22 protein-coding genes and 1 tRNA gene are annotated in these 21,141 nt (G+C 69.2%); 16 read left to right on the top strand and 7 right to left on the bottom strand.

Features of this window, described 5'->3' with window-relative positions; genetic code table 11:
• Window positions 1–430: 430 nt before the first annotated feature.
• From AB0O34_RS30995 to AB0O34_RS30980, 4 genes are all read right to left on the bottom strand, one after another.
• Window positions 431–1,783 carry a HAMP domain-containing sensor histidine kinase gene (locus AB0O34_RS30995; RefSeq protein WP_363921467.1) on the bottom strand — a complete coding sequence of 451 codons (1,353 nt, stop codon included), beginning with the start codon at window positions 1,781–1,783 and terminating at the stop codon, window positions 431–433.
• Between the two features lie 34 nt (window positions 1,784–1,817).
• Window positions 1,818–2,555 carry a response regulator transcription factor gene (locus tag AB0O34_RS30990; RefSeq protein ID WP_363921465.1) on the bottom strand — a complete coding sequence of 246 codons (738 nt, stop codon included), beginning with the start codon at window positions 2,553–2,555 and terminating at the stop codon, window positions 1,818–1,820.
• Between the two features lie 14 nt (window positions 2,556–2,569).
• The gene (locus AB0O34_RS30985) at window positions 2,570–3,067 is read right to left on the bottom strand and encodes a hypothetical protein (protein ID WP_363921463.1); all 498 of its coding nucleotides are present in this window, start codon (window positions 3,065–3,067) and stop codon (window positions 2,570–2,572) included.
• 75 nt (window positions 3,068–3,142) lie between these two features.
• Complete coding sequence (locus AB0O34_RS30980; protein ID WP_363921461.1) at window positions 3,143–3,874, bottom strand: class I SAM-dependent methyltransferase; 732 nt, start codon at window positions 3,872–3,874, stop codon at window positions 3,143–3,145.
• Window positions 3,875–4,014: 140 nt separating this feature from the next.
• Here AB0O34_RS30980 and AB0O34_RS30975 point away from each other — a divergent pair, with 140 nt between their 5' ends.
• Entirely contained in the window at window positions 4,015–4,626 is a 612-nt protein-coding gene (locus tag AB0O34_RS30975; protein ID WP_363921460.1) for an RNA polymerase sigma factor, read from the top strand.
• Complete coding sequence (locus AB0O34_RS30970; RefSeq protein WP_363921458.1) at window positions 4,613–5,371, top strand: hypothetical protein; 759 nt, start codon at window positions 4,613–4,615, stop codon at window positions 5,369–5,371. The genes AB0O34_RS30975 and AB0O34_RS30970 overlap by 14 nt, the downstream gene beginning before the upstream one ends.
• Here the strand turns inward: AB0O34_RS30970 and AB0O34_RS30965 are convergent.
• A complete protein-coding gene (locus AB0O34_RS30965; protein ID WP_363921456.1) occupies window positions 5,368–5,913 on the bottom strand; it encodes a hypothetical protein in 546 nt (181 codons plus the stop codon). The genes AB0O34_RS30970 and AB0O34_RS30965 overlap by 4 nt on opposite strands.
• A gap of 348 nt (window positions 5,914–6,261) precedes the next feature.
• On the opposite strand from AB0O34_RS30965, the gene AB0O34_RS30960 reads away from it, so the two are divergent.
• Window positions 6,262–7,968, top strand: coding sequence for a sigma factor-like helix-turn-helix DNA-binding protein (locus AB0O34_RS30960; RefSeq protein WP_363921454.1), 1,707 nt, complete (start codon window positions 6,262–6,264; stop codon window positions 7,966–7,968).
• Between the two features lie 28 nt (window positions 7,969–7,996).
• Window positions 7,997–9,643 carry a hypothetical protein gene (locus tag AB0O34_RS30955; RefSeq protein ID WP_363921452.1) on the top strand — a complete coding sequence of 549 codons (1,647 nt, stop codon included), beginning with the start codon at window positions 7,997–7,999 and terminating at the stop codon, window positions 9,641–9,643.
• Between the two features lie 110 nt (window positions 9,644–9,753).
• Here the strand turns inward: AB0O34_RS30955 and AB0O34_RS30950 are convergent, their stop codons facing one another.
• The gene (locus AB0O34_RS30950; RefSeq protein ID WP_363921450.1) at window positions 9,754–10,773 is read right to left on the bottom strand and encodes an adenosine deaminase; all 1,020 of its coding nucleotides are present in this window, start codon (window positions 10,771–10,773) and stop codon (window positions 9,754–9,756) included.
• A 99-nt stretch (window positions 10,774–10,872) separates the two neighbouring features.
• Here AB0O34_RS30950 and AB0O34_RS30945 point away from each other — a divergent pair, with 99 nt between their 5' ends.
• Window positions 10,873–11,373: a SigE family RNA polymerase sigma factor gene (locus tag AB0O34_RS30945; protein WP_363921448.1), complete on the top strand. Its 501-nt coding sequence runs from the start codon at window positions 10,873–10,875 to the stop codon at window positions 11,371–11,373.
• Window positions 11,370–12,293, top strand: a complete 924-nt coding sequence (locus AB0O34_RS30940; RefSeq protein WP_363921446.1) for a peptidylprolyl isomerase — start codon at window positions 11,370–11,372, stop codon at window positions 12,291–12,293. The genes AB0O34_RS30945 and AB0O34_RS30940 overlap by 4 nt, the downstream gene beginning before the upstream one ends.
• A gap of 70 nt (window positions 12,294–12,363) precedes the next feature.
• Here AB0O34_RS30940 and AB0O34_RS30935 read toward each other — a convergent pair whose 3' ends face one another.
• Window positions 12,364–13,569 (bottom strand): pyridoxal phosphate-dependent aminotransferase, encoded by a 1,206-nt coding sequence (locus AB0O34_RS30935; protein ID WP_363921444.1) that lies wholly within the window; start codon window positions 13,567–13,569, stop codon window positions 12,364–12,366.
• A gap of 180 nt (window positions 13,570–13,749) precedes the next feature.
• On the opposite strand from AB0O34_RS30935, the gene AB0O34_RS30930 reads away from it, so the two are divergent.
• From AB0O34_RS30930 to AB0O34_RS30885, 10 genes are all read left to right on the top strand, one after another.
• Window positions 13,750–13,822, top strand: a tRNA-Trp gene (locus AB0O34_RS30930).
• A 73-nt stretch (window positions 13,823–13,895) separates the two neighbouring features.
• On the top strand, window positions 13,896–14,153 hold the full coding sequence (gene secE / locus AB0O34_RS30925; RefSeq protein WP_363921442.1) for a preprotein translocase subunit SecE: 258 nt from the start codon (window positions 13,896–13,898) through the stop codon (window positions 14,151–14,153).
• Window positions 14,154–14,229: 76 nt separating this feature from the next.
• Window positions 14,230–15,111, top strand: a complete 882-nt coding sequence (gene nusG, locus AB0O34_RS30920) for a transcription termination/antitermination protein NusG (protein ID WP_363921440.1) — start codon at window positions 14,230–14,232, stop codon at window positions 15,109–15,111.
• Between the two features lie 179 nt (window positions 15,112–15,290).
• Window positions 15,291–15,722, top strand: a complete 432-nt coding sequence (rplK, locus tag AB0O34_RS30915; RefSeq protein ID WP_358559586.1) for a 50S ribosomal protein L11 — start codon at window positions 15,291–15,293, stop codon at window positions 15,720–15,722.
• A 181-nt stretch (window positions 15,723–15,903) separates the two neighbouring features.
• The gene (gene rplA / locus AB0O34_RS30910) at window positions 15,904–16,623 is read left to right on the top strand and encodes a 50S ribosomal protein L1 (protein WP_363921438.1); all 720 of its coding nucleotides are present in this window, start codon (window positions 15,904–15,906) and stop codon (window positions 16,621–16,623) included.
• Between the two features lie 238 nt (window positions 16,624–16,861).
• The gene (locus AB0O34_RS30905; RefSeq protein ID WP_363921436.1) at window positions 16,862–17,749 is read left to right on the top strand and encodes an LppX_LprAFG lipoprotein; all 888 of its coding nucleotides are present in this window, start codon (window positions 16,862–16,864) and stop codon (window positions 17,747–17,749) included.
• Between the two features lie 369 nt (window positions 17,750–18,118).
• Window positions 18,119–18,715: a 50S ribosomal protein L10 gene (gene rplJ / locus AB0O34_RS30900; protein ID WP_363921434.1), complete on the top strand. Its 597-nt coding sequence runs from the start codon at window positions 18,119–18,121 to the stop codon at window positions 18,713–18,715.
• 90 nt (window positions 18,716–18,805) lie between these two features.
• Window positions 18,806–19,195, top strand: a complete 390-nt coding sequence (rplL, locus tag AB0O34_RS30895) for a 50S ribosomal protein L7/L12 (RefSeq protein ID WP_262846532.1) — start codon at window positions 18,806–18,808, stop codon at window positions 19,193–19,195.
• A gap of 270 nt (window positions 19,196–19,465) precedes the next feature.
• The gene (locus tag AB0O34_RS30890) at window positions 19,466–19,939 is read left to right on the top strand and encodes a hypothetical protein (protein ID WP_363921432.1); all 474 of its coding nucleotides are present in this window, start codon (window positions 19,466–19,468) and stop codon (window positions 19,937–19,939) included.
• On the top strand, window positions 19,906–20,505 hold the full coding sequence (locus AB0O34_RS30885; RefSeq protein WP_363921430.1) for a hypothetical protein: 600 nt from the start codon (window positions 19,906–19,908) through the stop codon (window positions 20,503–20,505). Before AB0O34_RS30890 ends, AB0O34_RS30885 begins: the two co-directional genes overlap by 34 nt.
• The last annotated feature ends 636 nt before the right edge of the window (window positions 20,506–21,141 follow it).

Genomic DNA, 21,141 nt, shown 5'->3' with positions numbered 1-21,141 from the left:
CGGCGTGGAGCCGGAGGCAGTTGCCGCTCGGGCTGCGAAGAGCCCTGGATGGCGCCCGGCTGGAGAACCGGCTGCGGGAAGCCCGCGTGAAGCCCGGGCAGCGAAAAGCCGGGCTCGGGGAGTGATGTCTTCGTGTCCTTGGCGGCCTTGCCGCCCTTGTTTCGGCCAGAACGTGCACGCATACAAGTCTCCTCACAGATGACGACGCGGCAGGGAACTCATGCCGGTCGGAAGCCTCAGCCGCCGCGTCTGGATGGACGGGACCAGAGAGCTGAGAGCCAGCGGATCAGTCACCACGGACTGATCGGCGCTGTCATCAGCGGAAAATGCGCATGAACCGAAGGTACGAGCCCGGCCCCCGGCGGCACAACTCATTTTTGACCACGGATCCTGGACGGCCGGACCGTGCTCCTCCACCCACCAGCGCTGATCACCAGCGGGCCGCCATGTCGGGCAGCTCTACGCGGACCACGGTGCCTCTGCCCGGTAGGGAGCGCAGGGTCGCCTGGCCGCCGTGGGCGATGGCGATGGCCCGGACGATCGCGAGGCCGAGGCCGCTGCCGTCTCCGGGGGAGGCATGGTGGAACCGGTCGAAGGCCAGCGCCGCGTTCTCGGGGGACATGCCCGGCCCGTTGTCGGCCACCTCCAGGACCACCGGAGGCGTCAGCCGTACCGTGACCGAGGTGCCGGGCGGGGTGTGCGCGCGGACGTTGCCGAGGAGGTTGACGAGCACCTGCCGGATCCTGGCCTCGTCGACGACGGCGACCATCTTGTCCGGCGCCTCGATGGTCACCGGATGGTCGGGGTTGAGCGCGGTGAAGTCGTCGGCCACCTCCATGGCCACCGCCGTCAGGTCGACGGGCGCCATGGCGAGCGGCGTGCCCTTGTCGAGGCGGGCAAGCTCCAGCAGCTCGGAGACGAGCCGCGTCATCCGCGTCGCCTCGTCCTCGATGCGGCGCATCACCTGCGGCACCTCGTCGTCCGGTATCGCCCCCTGGCGGTACAGCTCGGCGTACCCGTGGATCGTGGTCAGGGGGTTGCGCAGCTCGTGGGAGGCGTCGGCGGCGAACCGGCGCACGCGTTCCTCGGACGCCCACCGGGCCGCGAACGCGTCCTGGATCCGGGTCAGCATGAGGTTGATGGTCGAGCCGAGGCGTCCGGCCTCCGACTTGCCCTCCGGCATGCGCGCGGACAGGTCGCCGCCCTCGGCGACGAGCCGCGCGGTGCTCGCCATCCGCGACAGCGGGGCGAGACCCTTGCCGATCAAGGATCTGCCGAGCAGAAGGAGCAGGGTCATCAGCACGGCCGCGGTGATGATCTCGGTGATGACCAGGCGCCGTATCGAGTCCCTGACCTCGTCGAGCGGCACGGCGACGACCACGATGCGGTCGCCCGCGGTCATCCGGGCCGCCGCCGCCCTGAGCCGGCCGGTGAGGGTGAACGCCGTTCCGCTGTCCGCCAGCGGCCCGAGCGTGGCGGCCCCCATCCTCTCCAGCGTCGCCGGGACGCTCGCGGCCTCGGGGTCGTCCCCGGAGATCAGCTTCCCCCGTGCCGTGGTCAGGTTGAGCACGGCCACCGCGTACGTCGGGCTGGCGTTCACCAGCGCGATGTTGGACGCCCGTACGAGCCGGGCGGCGGACACCTGCGCGGTGGCGGTGAGCGTCGCGTCCGTACGGTCGAGCATGTGCCCGTGGAGCACGATGACGCTGACGAGGGACAGCGCGGCGAGGCCGACGGCCGTGACGGACAGCAGGCCGGCGAGGAGTCGTCCGCTGAGCGTCATGGAAGGGCCGTAGCGCTGGGCGTCATCGCGGCGCTCAGCGCTCGGCGTCGGCGGCGGGAGAGGGGCGCAGGGCGTACCCAACGCCGCGCTGGGTGTGGATCAGCGGCGGCCCGAGGGGGTCGAGCTTGCGCCGCAGGTAGGAGATGTAGGTCTCCACGACCTGCGACTGGGTGCCGAAGCCCCATACGTTTTCGAGGAGCTGCGCCTTGGTCAGGACCTGGCCCGGGTGCCGCATCAGGAAGGCCAGGAGCCTGAACTCGGTGGGCGACAGCTCGACCGGCGCGCCGCCCCTGCGTACTTCCCAGCGGGTCTCGTCCAGCTCCAGGTCGGACACCGTCAGCACCGCCTGGTCGGCCGTGACGAGGGCCGCGTCCGCGCTGGACCCGCCGCGGCGGCTACGCCTCAGCACGGCCCGAGCCCTGGCCACCAGCGCCTCCACCAGGAACGGCTTGGTGACGTAGTCGTCGCCGCCGAGCGTGAGGCCGTGCACGGTGTCCGCCGGGGCGTCGCGCGCCGTCAGGAAGATGACCGGTACGTCGTCTCCCTGGGCGCGCAACCGCCGGCACAGCTCGAATCCGTCCAGGTCGGGAAGCATCACGTCCAGCACGAGGAGGTCGGGGGCACCCGACCGCGCGAGCTCCAGCGCCTCGTACCCGCGCGAGGCGCTCACGACCTCGAACCCGTGGAACCGGAGCGCGACACCCACCAGATCACGGATGTTCCGCTCGTCGTCCACGACGAGGACCCGTGGCTTGTCTGTCTGGTCGCTCATGCGTCCTTCGATCACTACTTGGAGCGTTTGGGGACCACCACTCCCTGCGCGGTGCGGGCGTCGCCGTTCGGCTGTCCCAGGACGAAGACGTTATCGCCCGTCGCGACCGCCGACGAGGTGGACTTAGCGCCATTCTTCCGGATTTTGGTGTCGGCGTTCACCGTCCAGGTCCAGCTCACGCCGTCGGCGCTCTTGACGGTGAGCGAGTTGGCGGACGCGGCGGTCACGTCGCCGCGCTGCCAGGTGTAGCTGGCGAAGTCCCCGCGTGCGCGGACGGTGGCCTCCCCGTGGACGCCGACCAGGCTCCGCCGGATGCCAAGGCGCAGCTTGGGGTTGTCCTTCGGCGCCTGGGTGAGGGCGACGGCCTCGTCCGCCGCGGAGTCGGCGGCCAGGAGCTCGTACGGAACGCCCGCGGGCCCGGCCTGGCGTGCCACGGCGACGCCACCGAGGGCTCCAACGGCGAGGGCACCGGCCAGCGCACTGCCGATCAACGCTGTGGATACGTTTCTCATGTCCTCAGATCATCTCCCCGGGCTAGGAGAAGTGAGAGGAAATCCTGAGATATCCCGGTGAACGGGAAGAGGATGCTAGCCGGGGACGCGGGCCACGCAGAACACGGTCTGGCCGAACGGCGGCCGTACGAACCGCTCGATGAACCTCGTGGCCGGCACCACCGTGCGGTCGTAGATCTTGACCAGGCGCGGGTCGGGGTAGCCGACGCCGCCGCGGCGCACGGCCGCCCACCAGGCGATGCCGCCCAGGAAGTTGATCGGCTTGAGCACGTCGGCCTTCAGGCCCGCCTCGGCGACGATCTTCCCCAGCGTGGTGGGGGTGTAGCGGGTGACGTGCCCGACCTTGCGGTCGAAGTCCCCATAAAGCTGCATGTAGCCGGGCACCCAGATGATGATCCGGCCGCCGGGCTGCGTGACCCTGGCCAGGGAGCGCAGCGCCTCGACGTCCTCCTCGATGTGCTCCAGGACGTTCATCAAGACCACGGTGTCGACCGGGTCGGCGAGGGGGATGTCGGTGGGGAGGCCGAACCGCAGCACGTCGATGTCGTCGCGGCCCTCGAAGCGCTTTTCGAGCTGCTCGACGCAGTAGGGGTCGAAGTCGCTGACCACCAGGCGGTCGAGGCGGGGCAGGAACTGCTCGGCGAAGTGGCCGAGACCCGAGCCGATCTCCAGCATCGACCTGCCGACGTGCGGGGCGACCATGTCGAACTCGTACTGCCGGTAGTTCTTGGCCTCGTCGCCACCGAGGTGGTTCTCCAAGGCCTCGTCACCGGCCGCCGGTTGCACCACGCGGTCATACCCAGACATGCGTCCCGCCCAGCTTCGCTCACTCAAAAACCGCGGTCCTCGGGGAACCACGGCCACGGATGGGCACCGAGTCTAGCCGTCCCGCTCCGTGAGGGTTCCAACTTCCCCGCGAGCCGGGCCGGAAACAGGATCGACCACCCTTGCCTGTCCTTTGCGGAAAAGATAGATCGAAACTATCTTTTTTCGCTGCAGGATCAGCCAAGGAGCCCCCGACGGACGACGACGAGGCGATAATCCGGTCGCTGGCCGGAGACCTCGCCGCCTACGAGGTGCTGGTCGCGCGCTACAGCGCGGTGGCGCATCGTACGGCCGCGCTCCTCGGCGCCGGGGACGAGGCCGAGGACGTCGTCCAGGAAGCCTTCGTCAAGGCGTTCCGGCATCTGGCCGGGTTCCGGCGGGAGGCCGCCTTCAAGCCATGGCTGCTCCGCATCGTGGCCAACGAGACCCACACGATGACCCGCTCGCGCGGGCGCCGTACCGACCTCGCGCTGAAGATCGGCGCCGAGCCGGAGCTCCGGACCCCCGTCGATCCGGAGGGGGCGGCCATCGCGACCGATCGGCGCTCCAGGCTGCTGGACGCCGTAAGGACCTTGCCCGAGGGGGAACGTCAGGCGGTGGTCTGCCGGTACTTCCTTCAGCTGACCGAGGCGGAGACGGCGGAGGTCCTCGGGTGCCCGCTCGGCTCGGTGAAGTCACGGACGTTCCGGGGGCTGGCCAAGTTGCGGAAGGAGGTGGGCGATGAACTCTCCTGACGACCTTGAGGCCGAGCTACGAGCGCTCGGCGAGGCCCTCGACGCTCCCGCCCCGCCTCCCGCCGACGTGGCGCGAGCCGTACGAGCCCGCCTTGAGCGACCCGAGCCGTCGCCGTCGCCCTCCTCGGGACGGGTGGGGCGGTCTGGTCTCGGGCGGGGGGCCCGGCCCAGGTGGCGGTGGGTCACCGCCGGCGTGGCGGCGTTCCTCGTGGTCCTGCTCGGGTTCACGCCGCAGGGCCAGGCCGCCGTGGCGCACGTCCTGCGGTTCGCGGGCGTCGAGGTCCACATCGGTGAGCCGGGGCCGCTTCCTTCGGGCGTGCCGAGCCCGCTGCCGAGCGAGAAGCGCGTCTCGCTCGACCAGGCGCGGGCGATGGTGAAGTTCCCTGTTCTCGTGCCCGCGGAGCTAGGGGACCCGGACGACGTCCGGGTGATCGACGGAGGCCGCGTGGTCTCGCTGTTCTGGCCCGGGGTGCGGCTGGACACCTACGACGGGGTGCTCAGCGTGGTCTGGCGCAAGGACCTCGGCGAGCCCTGGCCGCAGGAGGTCACCATCGGCTCCTCACCGGGCTGGTGGATCGCCGGCCCGCACGGCCTGACGTACCTGCCGGGCGGCGGCGGCGCGACCCAGACCGTCGAGCGACTGGCGGGCCCCACGCTCATCTGGCAGCGACGCACGGTCGCCTACCGCCTCGAAGGCCCCTCCGACCTACCCCGCGCCCAGAAGATCGCTGAGTCCATCCACTAGGTGCCGGGCGGGGGTGGCGGGAGGGTCGGGCCGGTTTGGGGGTTGGTGGTGGGGTTTTTGGTTGGGTTGGAGGAGGACGGCGGGGGCGGGGGAGCGGTCGGGCCCGTCTGGGAGGTGGGGGACCTGCGCGGCTTGGCGGTCTTCTTCGGGGTGGGCGACTTCGAGGGCGCACGTGAGGACGTCGGCGGAGGCGGGGGCAGGGCCGTCTGACGGCTGGACGGCAGGGCCGTCGGGTGGGTGGACGGGAGGGCGGTGCGCCGGGCCGGGGGCGCGGTCTTCGTGCGGGGTGGCGCGGGCTCGGTGGCCGGGGGCGGCGGGGGCGAATCCACTCCGATGGGCAGCTCGGAAGGGGACGACTCCGGGGTGCGGTGGCCGCTCGCGCTCTGGATCGCGGCAGGGGAATCAGGCCCGCCGCCGGAGGACTCCGGCCAGGCGAACCAGATGCCGGCCCCCACCGCCACCAGCAGGGTCAGGCCGATGAGGATGGGCCCGCGCCGGTCGTAACCGAGCCGGCGGCGGGTCGGCTCGTCGTCATCGTCCATATCGATCGAGGTCTCCCACGTGCGCCATCGATCGGCCCGCGGACCGTTTCCAGTGCTCGAATCTTTGGCATACGGCGGACGACGTCGCGGTGAAGGCTCATCCCAGTTGTCTCGCACGATGCTCGTCTCCGGGGCGGGGTCGACGTCTGCTACCTGGTGCACATCGCGACGATCGTCACTACTTGTGCATTCATGTGTGGGTAAAGACCGGTAGGGAGTCAACAGAGTATAGAAGTTTGTTATGTAACAAAAGTGATATGAGAAGCTTGCCCTTCCTCCCGTATATTTCTGACTGCTTTGCTAGTACCGGATTTATCATTTGCAACTATGTCAGGAGAGCTGAGCCCCGTGCTGAGAAGGGATGATCCCGCCGCGCTGGAGCGACTGTGCCGCGAGTACGGCGATCATCTCTACGACTACTGCCAGTCCATGCTCGACGACGAGGACGCTCTCAGCGCGACGGTGGGCGCCCTGTACGGGGCCGTCGCCCACACCGACCGGCTGTACGACGCGACACGGCTGCGTGCCTGGCTGTACGCCCTTGCCCGCGCCGAAAGCCAGTCGCGGCTCGCCGGGGTGGCGCACACGGGCTCGTACGCCAGGCAGGGCCGCGGAGGCTCCCCGGAGCTGGCCGTCGAGGTGCTCGCCTGCCTGGAGCCGCGCGAGCGGGAGATCCTCGACCTGACACTGCGCCACGGCCTCAAGGCCGACGAGGTGGCCCGGGTCCTCGACATCGCGGTGGACTCCGTGGAGTCGGCCGCGCGCCTCGGCCGGCGCCATGCCGAGCAGTGGCTGGCCGCCGTCATGGACGCCAGGAGCCCGAGCCCCAAGTGCTCGGTCTTACCCGGCCTGGTGAAGTCGTGGGCCGAATCGCCGACGCGGCTGTTACGCGCCCACATCAGCCGGCACGTCCGTTCCTGCAAGGACTGCCCGACCGCGACGTCCGCGGTCACGATCACCGCGCTGATGACGCGCATGCCCATCCTGGCCAGCCCCGCCCCGTCCGAGCGGCTCTTCGCCGGCGCCGACGCCTCGTTCACCGCGGCCGAGACGCGCACCGAGAGCTGGCACCCCGACGGGTTCCCCGTGCAGCCCGACGTCCTTGAGGACCCGCCTCCGCCTGAGGCGCCGCTGACGGTGGAGGAGGGTTTCACCCCCGAGCGGGCCGAGGGCGCCAAGCCGCCACCCGAGTTCTGGGAGCCCGACCCCGAGGCGGACGACCCCGAGAGCCGTATCCGGTGGGGACGCGTCAGCCTGGTGACGCTGGTGTCCGTGGCCTCCACGGCGGTGATCTGGTCGCTGGTCTTCAACCCCGGCGGCACCGGCAAGCCGGTCGACGTCGAGGCCGCCGGCGGCACGATCTTCGTGACGCCCGGCGACTCGCTGCCGCCCCTGGTCGACACCCCGCCCCCGCCGCCTCCGGGCAGTACGGGCGCGCCGGGCACCGCCGCGCCGACCGGGCCCGGCGCCACCCAGCCGGGTGTGGCCCAGCCGACCGTGTCGGTGCCGGTGGTACCGCCGCCGGCCAGCTCCCGTCCCACGGCGACACCGACCAGGACCAGCCGCACCAACCCGCCTTCCACCAACGACGGGCCCAACGACCCTCCGCCGCCGCCGAAGACGTCACGGCCGTCGGCCTCGTCGCAGCCCAAGTCGTCGCCGACGCAGAGCTCGCAGCCCCAGGCGAAGCAGACCACCAGCGCGCCCCCGCCCCCCCCGCCTCCCCCGCCTCCGCCCTCCTTGAGCGCCTACAGCACGGTCAACGTGGGATACGCCCGGGAAGGCATCGTGTCGATCAAATCCGCCGCCGGGAAGATCAACTGGCGTGCGGCCGGTTCCGGATACGTCAACGCGTCACCCGACAACGGCACTCTCGACAATGGCCAGACCGTGGCCTTCCGGGTCTTTCTCGACGGTCTGGCAGCCGGCACCTCCTCGGACTGCGACAGGCCTTTGAACACCTCTGTGACGATCACCTGGTCGGGAGACAACAAGGGCACCCAAGGCTCCGGCAGCGTCGGCGTGACGATCACTTACATGAAGCACTGCCCCTAATCCCGCTAGTAACGAGGAGAGACCGCGAATGCCCCGACTCCGCAAACGCGAGTGGATCATCGCTCTCATCGCGGTGCTCTTCACGCTGACCGTCGGCATCCCCACAGGTATGGCCCTGGCCGATCCAGTGGCGGGCGCCGCCTCCAACAGCGAGTGCGACGACATCCTGGGCACAGGAACCCCCGATTACATGTACTGCTCATGGATGGCGAAGACGCCGAAGGACGCTCTCGACGTCGTCCGGTTCTGGGCGAAGAACGACGGCGAGAAGCTGAAGGAAGCGGTGCCCTACCCGGGCCCGGTCCTGTTCTGCAAGGACAAGACCAACAAGGGCCCCGGCATGCAGGACTGTGCCGACAAGGACCAGGTGCTGTGCAAGTACGACCAGAGCGTCGGCAAGTACGTCTGCAAGGACACCGGCGGCAATGTCACCAACCCGCCGGACAAGGCATGCCTGGGCGGCGAGTTCGACTGCTCGGGCGACGGATCGGGGGCGTCGGCGGCCCCGTCGACGAACTCCGGCCGGGCCACGGCCAGCGCGATACCGACGCCTGACGGGACCACGCAGAACCAGACCGATCCCACGACGCAGACCCAGGCCGATCCCAGCACCGTCCCCGTCGACGCCAGCCAGGCGCCGCTGGTCGAGACCTCGACGGTCCCCGACGGGACCGAGCAGGTCGCGCCGAGCGCCAGCGCCAGCGCGGACGACCCCGCGCCGACCGCGTCCACCGCTCCGGAGCCCACCGCCTCGGCCGCCCCCGAGCCGAGGGCCACGCCCACGACGTCCAAGCAGCCCCTCGCGGCGCCCAACGACGCCACGGGCAAGGCCGCAGCCACCGCCGTCAAGCTCGGCATGCGGGTCTGGATCGAAAGCGAGCTGGCTCCCGCGTGGACCGCCGGCAAGGACCAGTTCGACGCCGCGGTCGCCTCCATGGCCGCACAGGCGAACAGGCCCGGAGTCGTGGGCGTGAAGTTCGCCCAGGACCTCGGCTACTGGGGCTTCAAGTCCGCCACCGACGTGCGCCAGTTCGTCAAGGACGCCTCCACCGCCCTGCGCGCGGCGATGCCGGCCGGCAGGCAGCTCGCGGTCGACGTGGTCGTGCCCGAGATGGGCTGCGGGGTCTCCGAGCCCTGCCAGGCGGCGCTCCGCACCAAGTACCCGCTGATCACCCGCGCCAACGTCGAGAAGTACGTGCTCACCGGCGACGTCGACCACGTCAACATCTCCAGCGGCCTGTTCGCCAGCGAGTACGCCAAGTACAAGATCACTCCCGACAAGGCGCTGCGCAACCAGTGGATCAGCGTGCGGGCCCGGGGCTGGGACACCCGCGTCCACATCGGGGCCAGAGAGGTGGGCCTCGCCCACAGCGGCGCCAACAAGCTCACCGCCGCGCAGGCGGAGGCGGCGGCCAAGCTGCGCGTCGACCTGCCCCTGCAGGCGGGCGTGCAGACGGTCATGCTGTGGACCCACCGCCAGAGCTGGGACGGCGCCACCTGGCGGATCCTCGACCAGGGCCTGACCACCAACACCATGTGGAAGGCCCTCCAGGCCCGCAAGGGGCTCGGCAGGCTGTCGGTGACCTTCGACGCCAGCGACCCCGAGAAGGGGATCACCCAGGACCTCACCAAGCTCGCCGAGGTCTTCGACGAGGTCTACATCCACTCCCAGTGACCCCCTGGCGGGTCACCTGAGAGCACGAAGAGAATCCGGCGAACGCCCGGTGGAGACCCCCGCTCCGCCGGGCGTTCGCCTGTTCGCGGCCCACGTCGGCGGAGCGGCGGTCAGCCCTCGGCGGCGAGCCAGGAGTCGATGCTCGCCAGCAGCTCCTTCTTGTAGGACTCCGGCGCGGTCGAGGCGCGGATCGACTGGCGGGCCAGCTCGGCGATCTCCGCGTCGCGGAAGCCGTACACGTCGCGCGCCAGCTCGTACTGCGGCAGAAGCCTCGCCCCGAACAGCAGCGGGTCGTCGGCGCCGAGCGCGATCGGCACCCCCGCGTCGAACAGCCGCTTCACCGGCACGTCGGCGATGCGCGGGGCGACGCCGAGGCCGACGTTCGACGTCGGGCACACCTCGCAGGCGATCTGGCGGTCGGCGAGGCGCTCCATCAGCCGATCGGACTCGGCGGCACGGATGCCGTGGCCGATGCGGTCGGCGTCCAGGTCGTCCACGCACTCGGCGATGCTCGCCGCCCCGGACAGCTCGCCGCCGTGGGGCACCGCGAGCAGCCCCGCGCGCTTGGCGATGCGGAAGGCCCCGTCGAAGTCGCGGGCCCGGCCACGGCGCTCGTCGTTGGACAGCCCGAAGCCGACCACGCCCCTGTCGGTGTACTGCGTGGCGAGCCGGGCGAGCGTCTTGGCGTCCAGCGGGTGCCGGGTGCGGTTGGCCGCCACGATCACCCCGATGCCGACGCCGGCCGATCTGGCGGCCTTGCCGGCCGCGTCGAGCACCAGCTCCAGCGTCGCGGTGAGCCCGCCGAACCGCTGGGCGTAGCCGGAAGGGTCGACCTGGATCTCCAGCCACCGGGAGCCCTCGGCCGCCTCGTCCTCCGCGGCCTCCTGGAGCAGCCGGTAGACGTACTCCTCGCGGCGGAGCACCGAGCGCGCGATGTCGTACAGCCGCTGGAAGCGGAACCAGCCGCGCTCATCGGTGGCACGTAACCTCGGCGGCCAGTCTTGCACCAGCGCGTCGGGCAGATGGAGCCCTTGGTCCCGCGCCAGCTCCAGAAGTGTCGCGTGCCGCATGGAGCCGGTGAAGTGCAGGTGGAGATGGGCTTTTGGAAGTTCGTCGAGCGGGCGTGCCATCTCCATATCCTGCCGTACGCCGATCCCGCGCCGTCGCCGACTCCGCCACTCAACCTCCGGCGGCCTTGGCGCGTTGGGAAGGGCGAAAGGGGATCAGCCATGACGGATGACGACGAAGCGGCCTTCGATGAGTTCCTGGCCGCCCGAAGTACCGCCCTGCTCCGCACCGCCGTTCTCGTCTGCGGCGCGTCGGCTCACGACGCCGAGGATCTGGCCCAGGGCGCGCTGGAGAAGGTGTACCGGCACTGGCCCAGGATCCGGCACGACAACCCGGAGGCCTACGCCAGGCGTGTGGTCGTCAACGCGGCCATCTCGCGGTCCCGGCGGCGCAAGGTGATCCAGGAGATCACCTTCGCGCGCCCTCCGGAGACGGCGGCGCCCCAGTCGGACCTCGACCTGCGGGACACCCTCGTCGAGGAGCTCCGGCGCCTCCCGGCACGGATGCGCGCGGTCGTGGTCCTGCGCTACTGGGAGGACCTGTCGGAGATGGAGACCGCCGCCCTCCTCAATTGCTCGGTGGGAACCGTGAAGAGCCAGGCCGCGCGTGGCCTGGCCAGGATGCGGGCGCGGATCGGTGCCCTGAAGGGAACAACGGTATGAACGTGGAGGAAGCACTCAAGGCGGCCATGTCGGAGCACGTAGCGGACGTGCGCGCCCCCGCGATGATGGGCCAGGCCGTACGCAGGCGGCACCGCTCGCACGTCCTGCGGTCCCGTACGGCCGGGGCCGCCATGCTGACCGTGGTGGTCGCGGGAGCGATTCCGGGACTCACGGCGCTGTACCCGGATCCGGCCCCGGCAGGGGGACTCAACGGGCCGGCCACCGCGAGGTCCGAGTCGGCGGCTCCGGCCACCGACAAGTCCGAGCTGGCGCATCCGGCCGCCACGACCTGCTCTTACAGGATGGACACCACCGGCACTGCGGTCAAGAAGGTGGGCATGCCGCCGTCGAAGCCGGACCTGAAGGCCAAGACCATGACGATCGCCACCAACCACGGCACGATCGTCATCCGGCTCGCGACCGCCCAGGCGCCGTGCACGGTGAACTCGTTCGCGTTCCTCGCCAAGAAGAACTTCTTCGACAACACGCGCTGCCACCGCCTGGCGACGCCGGAGGCCACCGGCCTCGGGATGCTGCAGTGCGGCGACCCGCTGGCCAAGGGCGACGGCAAGAGCAAGGACGACGGCACGGGCGGCCCGGGGTACGTCTTCGACGACGAGAACCTCGGCGGCATCCCCTACACCAGGGGTACGGTCGCGATGGCGCAGGGCGGCGAGGACGCCAACTCCAACGGCAGCCAGTTCTGGATCTCGTTCTCCGACGACAACACCCAGCTGGCGAGCCAGGGCTCGGCCTACACGCCGTTCGGGGTGGTCCTGAAGGGCATGAACGTCGTCGACAAGATCGCCAAGGGCGGCTTCATCCCGTTCAAGGGCGACCCGATGGCCGACGTCAGGGGCGAGGGCTCCAACGCCCCCAAGATCCCCGTGATCATCAAGAACGTGACCGTGTCGCACTAGCAAGGCCCGGGCACAACGGCCCGGGCCTTTCGTTTTCCGGATGGTCCCGGCGAGGCCGGAGCCCGCAGGGCTAGCGCGCCTCGGCGAGGAGCTTGGCGAGGCGGCTGACGCCCTCGACGAGGTCGTCGTCGCCGAGCGCGTAGGACAGGCGGAAGTAGCCCGGCGTGCCGAACGCCTCGCCCGGCACCAAAGCGACCTCGGCCTCCTCCAGGATGATCTCGGCCAGCTCGGCGGAGGTCTGCGGGCGCCTGCCGCGGATCTCCTTGCCGAGAAGCCCCTTGACCGAGGGATAGACGTAGAAGGCGCCGAGCGGCTCGGGGCAGACGACGCCCGGGATGTCGTTCAGCATGCGGACCATGGTCTGGCGGCGCCGGTCGAACGCCTCGCGCATGGTGGCCACGGCGGACAGGTCACCCGTGACGGCGGCCAGAGCCGCGGCCTGGGCGACGTTGGAGACGTTGGAGGTGGCGTGCGACTGCAGGTTGGTCGCGGCCTTCACGACGTCCTTGGGGCCGATCAGCCAGCCCACCCGCCAGCCGGTCATGGCGTAGGTCTTGGCGACGCCGTTGAGGATCAGCACGTGGTCCCTCAGCTCGGGCACGGCCGTCGCGATGCTGGTGAAGGTGGCGTCGCCGTACACCAGGTGCTCGTAGATCTCGTCGGTGACGACCCACAGGCCGTGCTCGACGGCCCAGCGGCCGATCGCCTCCACCTGCTCGGGCGAGTAGACCGCGCCGGTCGGGTTGGACGGTGAGACGAACAGCAGGACCTTGGTGCGCTCGGTGCGCGCGGCCTCCAGCTGCTCGATCGAGGCCAGGTAGCCGGTGGTCTCGTCGGTCACGACGTCGACCTGGACGCCCCCCGCCAGCTTGATGGCCTCGGGATAGGTGGTCCAGTAAGGGGCCACGACGAGGACCTCGTCGCCCGGGTCGAGCAGCGTGGCGAACGCCTCGTAGACGGCCTGCTTGCCGCCGTTGGTGACCAGCACCTGCGACGCCTCGACCTCGAAGCCCGAGTCGCGCCGGGTCTTGTCGGCGATGGCCTGCTTGAGCTCGGGAAGGCCGCCGGCCGGGGTGTACTTGTGGAACCTGGGGTTCCCGCAGGCCTCGACGGCGGCCGCCACGATGTAGCCGGGCGTCGGGAAGTCGGGCTCGCCGGCGCCGAAGCCGATGACCGGGCGACCTTCCGCCTTCATCGCCTTGGCCTTGGCGTCCACGGCCAGAGTGGCGGACTCGGAGATCGCGGAGATGCGCGCTGAGATGCGAGGACGGGTCATACCTTCCATGTTTCCAGACGTCCCGGACCGCTGCCGCCGCATATCCAGGATGTGGACACGCGGTAAATCACCGTGACGTGCCGGACGAGTTGGTTCGACGTGAGGCGCATTCACCCGTACACTTCTGCAACTAGTGAGCGACGCGCCCCCGGCTGCTCGGGGTAAGGTGGTTCACGGCAGAGGGCACTAGCGCAATTGGTAGCGCACCGGTCTCCAAAACCGGCGGTTGGGGGTTCGAGTCCCTCGTGCCCTGCGGAGTGCGGTCCGCGCACCGATGGCGTGAAGCCGCCGAAAGTTGCGTAGGAACGACGGATCAGGTGAGGACTGTGGCGATCGACACACGCGGCGAGGCCGCTGAGGGGCCGAGTAAGTCGTCTGGCCCGACCGCTAAGAAGCGCACCTCTCCCGCACTTTTCTACCGGCAGGTGGTCGCCGAGCTTCGCAAGGTGATCTGGCCGACGCGCAAGGATCTGATCTCCTACACCACCGTGGTCCTCGTATTCGTTTTGATCATGGTTGGCCTCGTCTCCGGGATCGACTTCTTGCTCACGAAGGGTGTGCTGGCGGTCTTCGGCGGAGCCTGAGCCGGCCGCCGCGCGACAACCGTCCCCGACCGGACGGTCGAAGATCGCAACATCGACGAGAGAAGAAAGAGTCACCGTGTCCGAGTCCCCACTGTCGGCTGGCGCTTCCCACGAAAAGTGGGAGGGAGAGCCGGAAGAGGCGGTCAAGATCACCGAAGAGTCCGGCGAGGCCGCCACCTTCGGTGATGCCGAAGAGCCCGGCGAGGCCGCCGAGGCTCAGGTCGACGACGCCGAGACTCCTGCCGACGAAGACGATGAGGCTCTTGCCGACGAAGACGGCGAGACTCCGGACGGCGACGAGGACGAGGCCGAAGAGCCCGTCGAGGCCCCGGCCGGCGCCGTCGACGAGGACGGCGATGTCATTCCCGACATCGACCCCGTCGAAGAGTTCAAGAGCCAGATGCGCGGCATGCCCGGCGAGTGGTACGTCATCCACTCCTACGCCGGTTACGAGAACCGCGTGAAGTCCAACATCGAGACCCGCACCCAGTCCCTCAACATGGAGGACTACCTCTTCCAGGTCGAGGTGCCGGTCCACACCGTGACCGAGCTCAAGGGCGGCAAGCGCACCCCGGTCAAGGAGCGCGTGCTCCCGGGTTACGTGCTGGTGCGCATGGAGCTGACCGACGAGTCCTGGTCCGCGGTGCGCAACACGCCCGGTGTGACCGGCTTCGTGGGTCTTTCCAACAGGCCGAGCCCGCTGAGCCTTGACGAGGTCGCCAAGCTGCTCGCGCCCGAGCCGACCGAGCAGACCAAGACGACGGCAGCCAAGGCCGCCGCCGCGACCGTCGACTTCGAGGTCGGCGAGTCCGTCACCGTCATGGACGGCCCGTTCGCCACCCTTCCCGCCACGGTCAGCGAGATCAGCGCCGAGTCGCAGAAGCTCAAGGTGCTCGTCTCGATCTTCGGCCGTGAGACGCCGGTCGAGCTGTCGTTCAACCAGGTCTCCAAGATCTGACGCCGAACCCGGTCTCGGCGATCTGACGGCGCGCATACACTGATAAGTCGTCCCCACGGATCGAGCGACTTCGTGGGGTGAATCCTGGGGGAGCATGGCCAATCCTGGCCGTCGCACGCCCCGGGGGGCTCTCACGCCCTGTGGGAGCTACGCAGGAGTTAAGGACCCGGAGTAGGACAATGCCTCCTAAGAAGAAGATCGCGGCCCTGGTGAAGGTCCAGCTTCCCGCTGGTCAGGCCACGCCCGCGCCGCCGGTCGGTACCGCCCTCGGTCCCCACGGCGTCAACATCATGGACTTCGTCAAGCAGTACAACGCTGCGACCGAGGCCCAGCGGGGCAACATCATCCCCGTCGAGATCACCATCTTCGAAGACCGCAGCTTCACCTTCGTCACGAAGACGCCGCCGGCGCCCGAGCTGATCAAGAAGGCGGCGGGCCTCGACAAGGCCAGTGCCAACCCGCTCCGCGACAAGGTGGGCAAGCTCACCAAGGAGCAGCTGCGCCAGATCGCCGAGACGAAGATGCCCGACCTCAACGCCAACGACATCGAGGCGGCCCAGAAGATCATCGCCGGCACCGCCCGGTCGATGGGCATCACGATCGCCGACTGACACGCGAGGGGCGCGGCCGTGGTGTGCCGAGGAGCGAGGGTGAGGAACGAGCCCGAGCGACGAGGAAGACCTTCGCCTGAAGGGCCCCGAGCCGCCGAGCGCAGCTAGGCAGAGCAAGCAGAGAACCACCGTGGGAGGGCCCGGCGCGGCCCGTGACCACATACTCCACAAGGAGAAGCGAGTGAAGCGCAGCAAGAGCTACCGCAAGGCCGCCGACACGGTCGACAGCGAGCAGCTGTACACCCCGGTCGACGCCGCCAAGCTGGCCAAGGGCACCTCGGTCACCAAGTTCGACGCGACCGTCGAGGTGGCACTGCGGCTGGGCGTCGACCCCCGCAAGGCCGACCAGATGGTCCGCGGCACCGTCAACCTCCCGCACGGCACCGGCAAGACCGCCCGGGTCCTGGTCTTCGCGACCGGCGACCGTGCCGAGGAGGCCCGCGCCGCGGGCGCCGACATCGTCGGCGCCGACGAGCTGATCGAAGAGATCGCCAAGGGCAACCGTCTCAACGAGTTCGACGCCGTCGTGGCCACGCCCGACCTCATGGGCAAGGTCGGCCGCCTCGGCCGCGTCCTCGGCCCGCGTGGTCTCATGCCGAACCCCAAGACCGGCACCGTCACGCCGGCCGTGGCCAAGGCCGTGACCGACATCAAGGGCGGCAAGATCGAGTTCCGTGTCGACCGCCACGCGAACCTCCACTTCATCATCGGCAAGGTGTCGTTCCCGGAGCGTCAGCTCCTGGAGAACTACGCCGCCGCGCTCGACGAGGTCATCCGTCTCAAGCCGTCCGCGGCCAAGGGGCGCTACCTCAAGAAGGTGACCTTCTCCACGTCCATGGGCCCGGGCATCCCGGTCGACCCGAACGTGACGCGGGGCATCACCGGCGAGCTCGACGCCTGAGGTCCGACACGCCCGCGGGATTCGCGCACTGACTCCCGCGGCACACGCGAAAGGGTCTTCGCCTTCGGGCGGAGGCCCTTTTTCGTATTCCCCGAAATCTCTTTCCTCGCTGGTGAGACCCGATTTGGCCAATGCGGTAGTGCCGCCGGCCCGGCGCTCCATGCGCATAAGGCCCCGCACGGGGTAGTGCTGGCGCGTAGGGTCGAAGGCAATTCCGGGGGATACGAAGGGATACCAAGTGAAGCGTCGAATGACACCCGCGATCGCGGCCGTGGGCTCGGCCATGCTCATCGCGGTATCAGCATGTGGCCAGACCGCGCAGACCTCCACCGAGTCGCTCGGCGCGGTGCAGCTCTCCGCCGCGCAGACACTGCAGCAGAGCGCCAAGAACGCCGAGGCCGTCACCTCGTACACCGCGCAGCTCGCCCTGGACTTCAGCGCTCCCAAGGAGGGCGCGGGGTCGGTGAAGGGCACGATGGTCTACCACCAGAAGCCGCAGCTGGCCTCTGACGTCACGCTCGACCAGATCAACGTCAGCGGGCAGAACGTCCCCGGCGGCGCGCGGGTGATCCTCATCGGCCAGACCGCCTACGTGAAGGTCGACCTGCTCAGCAAGCTCCTGGGCGGCGCCAAGCCCTGGATCAAGATCGACCTCGCGAAGGCCGGCCAGTCCGCGGGCGTCGACGTCAACCAGTTCCTCTCGCAGGCCCAGCAGATGGACCTGCAGAGCAGCGTGAAGATGCTGACGACCTCCAAGGACGTCACCAAGGTCGGCAACGAGACGGTCGGCGGCACCGACACCACGCACTACAAGGGCACGTTCACGGTCGCGGAGGCCGTCAAGCAGCTCACGCCCGAGATGCAGCAGAAGCTGCAGGGCCAACTCACCAACGTCAAGGACATGAAGTTCGACGCGTGGATCGACGGGCAGAGCCTCCCGCGCAAGGTCGAGATGAACGGCGGAGCCGGCGAGGGCACCTTCAAGCTCACCTCGCTGTTCACCTCGTTCAACGACGCCGCCGAGGTCACCGCGCCGCCCGCCGACCAGGTGGGCGAGCTTCCTGCCAACCTTGACAACCTGAAGGGCCTCCAGGGCACCGATGGGGCCACCGGCACGGGCAGCTGACCCCGTACGCTTGACCGGCATCCGAGCGGCCGGCACGGCACTTGCGCCCTGGCGGGCCGCACGCACCCCCCGATCTCGATCGAGGGGTGCGTTGCCGTATCGACGCCTGGATTTGGCGTGCGGCGTGAACACCGCGTACAGTGTGCAATGCCGAAGACCGCCGGTCGTCGCTGAGCCTGTCAATGGCTCGGTGGCCCAAGGTTCACGACTGTGGACGGCCCGCGTAGGTGTGATGTGAGTTTCCATATGGTCCTCCTGCGGCGCAAGCCGCCTGAGATCCCTGTGTGAGCCCCGTGCGCCTGCGCCGGGGCTTTTCCGTTTTCCTGGACTCCTGGGCCCTTCGCCGGTGGCACATCTGGAAGGAGGCCCATGGCGAGGGCGGAAAAGGCGACCGCGGTCACCGAGCTCAAGGATCGGTTCGAGAGCTCGAACGCCGCTGTCCTGACCGAGTACCGCGGTCTCACCGTGGCTCAGCTCAAGCAGCTGCGCACCACTCTCGGTGGGAATGCGAAGTTCGCCGTGGCGAAGAACACGCTTTCGAAGATCGCGGCCAACGAGGCCGGGGTCACCGTCCTGGACGACCTGTTCACGGGTCCGACGGCGATCGCGTTCGTCAGTGGCGACGTGGTCGAGGCGGCCAAGGGTCTGCGTGACTTCGCCAAGGCCAATCCCCTCCTGGTCATCAAGGGCGGTGTCGTCGACGGCAAGTCGATGACCCCGGCCGAGATCTCCACACTTGCCGACCTGGAGTCGCGCGAGGTCCTCCTCGCGAAGCTGGCCGGCGCGATGAAGGCGAAGCAGTCTCAGGCCGCCGCCACGTTCAACGCGCTGCCCACCACCATGGCCCGGCTCGTCGAGGCTCTTCGCGCCAAGCGCGAGGAGACCGGCGGAGCGGACGCCGTCGTGGCGGACACCAGCGAGGCGGACGCCGTCGTGGCGGACGCCAGCGGGGACGCAGGCGAGTAGGTCGGGCGCGAAAGCGACCACAGCAGGGGATTCAGGCGCATACCGCGGTCCGTTTCCAAGTTTTGTAATTAATACGGAGGAATCACCACCATGGCGAAGCTCAGCACCGACGAGCTGCTCGACGCGTTCAAGGAAATGACCCTTCTTGAGCTCTCCGACTTCGTGAAGCTCTTCGAGGACACCTTCGACGTCAAGGCCGCCGCTCCGGTCGCCGTCGCCGCCGCCGGTCCCGCCGGTGGAGGCGCCGCTGCCGAAGAGGTCGAGGAGCAGGACGAGTTCGACGTCATCCTCGAGGCCGCCGGCGACAAGAAGATCCAGGTCATCAAGGAGGTCCGCGCGCTCACGAGCCTCGGACTGAAGGAGGCCAAGGACCTCGTCGACGGTGCCCCCAAGGCGCTGCTCGAGAAGGTCAACAAGGAAGCCGCCGAGAAGGCCAAGGCCGCCCTGGAGGGCGCCGGCGCCACCGTCACCGTCAAGTGACGTCTCGCGTCTGACGTTTCACAGCTCCACACAGAAGGGGCGGTTCACCCAGGTGCCGGGTGATCCGCCCCTTCTGCGTTTCCGGCGGCGGGGGAAACCCGCATGATCGCCGATGTGGATCTCCATACCGGGTTATGATCCGGCGACCGGCTGACTGGTCGGCCTCCGCTTCCGGCGCGTCCATGTCGTCGTGCGCCGCGGCGACCGGGCGATGGGAGGGAACAGGTGGCGCTCCACGCGGCTCGGTCCCCTCGCAGGCCGAGGGTTCTGGTGATCTCCGTGCTGCTCGTGCTCATCGCCGTCCTCGGCACCGCCTGGGTGCGCGTCGGCGGCGAGCTCGACGAGGCGCGGTCCGCGGCGCGCGACCGCCTCGCCGCCGTCCAGGCCGCCGAGCGCTACGCCCTGACCCTGATGGCCGTGGACTACCGCACGGTCGACCGGGACGTCCAGCGAGTCCTGGACACCTCCACGGGCCGGGCCAAGGACGACTACGCCAGGGACGCCGAGCGGCTGAAGGCGGCGACCCGCCTGAACAAGGCCGTCCAGACGGGTGTGGTGCGCGCCGCCGGCCTCGCCTCGATGGACGGGCCCAAGGGCACCGCGCGGGTGCTGGTCGTGGCCGACTCGGTGATCCGGTGGGAGGGGGCCAAGACGGCTCCTCAAGATCGCTTCTATCGCTGGAACGTGGAGGTCACCAAGGTCCGGGGATCGTGGTGGGTGTCGAGACTGGAGCAGATCACATGACCGCCGATGGAGCCCTGGAGGCCCTGGAGGGCGGTCGTCGGCGCCGTTCACGCTCCGGGGCATACATTGTGGCCCTCGCGCTCCTCGGGCTTCTGGCGGCCGTTCTGGCCGTTCTGGTGGCAGTCGGCTTTCTGCGTCTCCGTGATCTGCGCGACAGCGAGTCCGCCTCCGTGGAGGCGCTCGCGGCCGCTCGCACGTACGCGCCGGACATGCTGTCGTACGACTACCGCACGATCGACGCCGACCTGGCGCGGGCGCGGGGGTACGCCACGGGCGATCTCGCCGAGCACTATCGCGAGCTGACGCGGGTGCTGGCCCCGACCGTCAGGAAGCAGCAGACCGTGCAGCAGGCCGTGGTGGCCGCCGCGGCGGTCGAATCCGCGACGCCTGACCGGGTTCAGGTGTTGCTCTTCATGAACATGGGAACGACCAAGGTGTTCCCGGGCGAGAAACAACCCCAGAAACAGGTCATCCAGAACCGCGCCCGGTTCGTGCTGGTCAGAGGTGAGGACCACTGGCTGGTGTCTGAGTTGTCCACCTTGATCGGCAATGCTCCTACCAGCTGAGATCCCATCCTCCGGGGTCCTGAGCACGGCCCGGCGTGGCGCGTTACTAAATTGTTAGTAAAGCTTGGGTTTGGGGAAGGCGAGCTTAGGGGATGTCAAAGGGCACGACAGCGTCGTGGGGCGGCAAGCCTTCGACCCTCCGTGTGACAGAGCGTTAGCCGATCCGCCTCGCGGGTATCGTCTGGATCCGGCCGGCCCTCAGTCTCCAGTAGGGAAGAAAACCCAGCGTGACGGCCATCGGTTCGCTCGAATCCGGCCTCACGGGCTTGACGTTTCGGCGCTGACGGGCGATGCTGCGTCCAACGTGGAGCGCAGAGCGAGACTGAAGTGGACAGGTGTATGCCCATCGGCTACACTGCCCCTTTGCGCTGCCCTTTGACGACCCGCTTCTCTAGGTAACTTTGATGCATGGTCGTCTGGCGTGCGTGTAGTCAGTCCGCGAGCCCTCGGAAGGACATCTGTTGGCAGCCTCGCGCAACGCCTTCGCCGTACCCGCTGGTCCCCGCCGCGTCTCTTTCGCGCGCATTCAGGAGCCGCTCGAAGTTCCCGATCTTCTCGCTCTGCAGACCGAGTCCTTCGACTGGCTGCTCGGCAACGAGAAATGGCGGTCCCGGGTCGAAGCGGCCCGCCAGGCCG

The sequence above is a fragment of the Sphaerisporangium sp. NPDC088356 genome (genome assembly GCF_040685555.1).
Taxonomy (GTDB): domain Bacteria; phylum Actinomycetota; class Actinomycetes; order Streptosporangiales; family Streptosporangiaceae; genus Sphaerisporangium.
The sequence above is the reverse complement of the archived record's forward strand: the minus strand, read 5'-3'. Positions and strand labels throughout refer to the sequence as shown.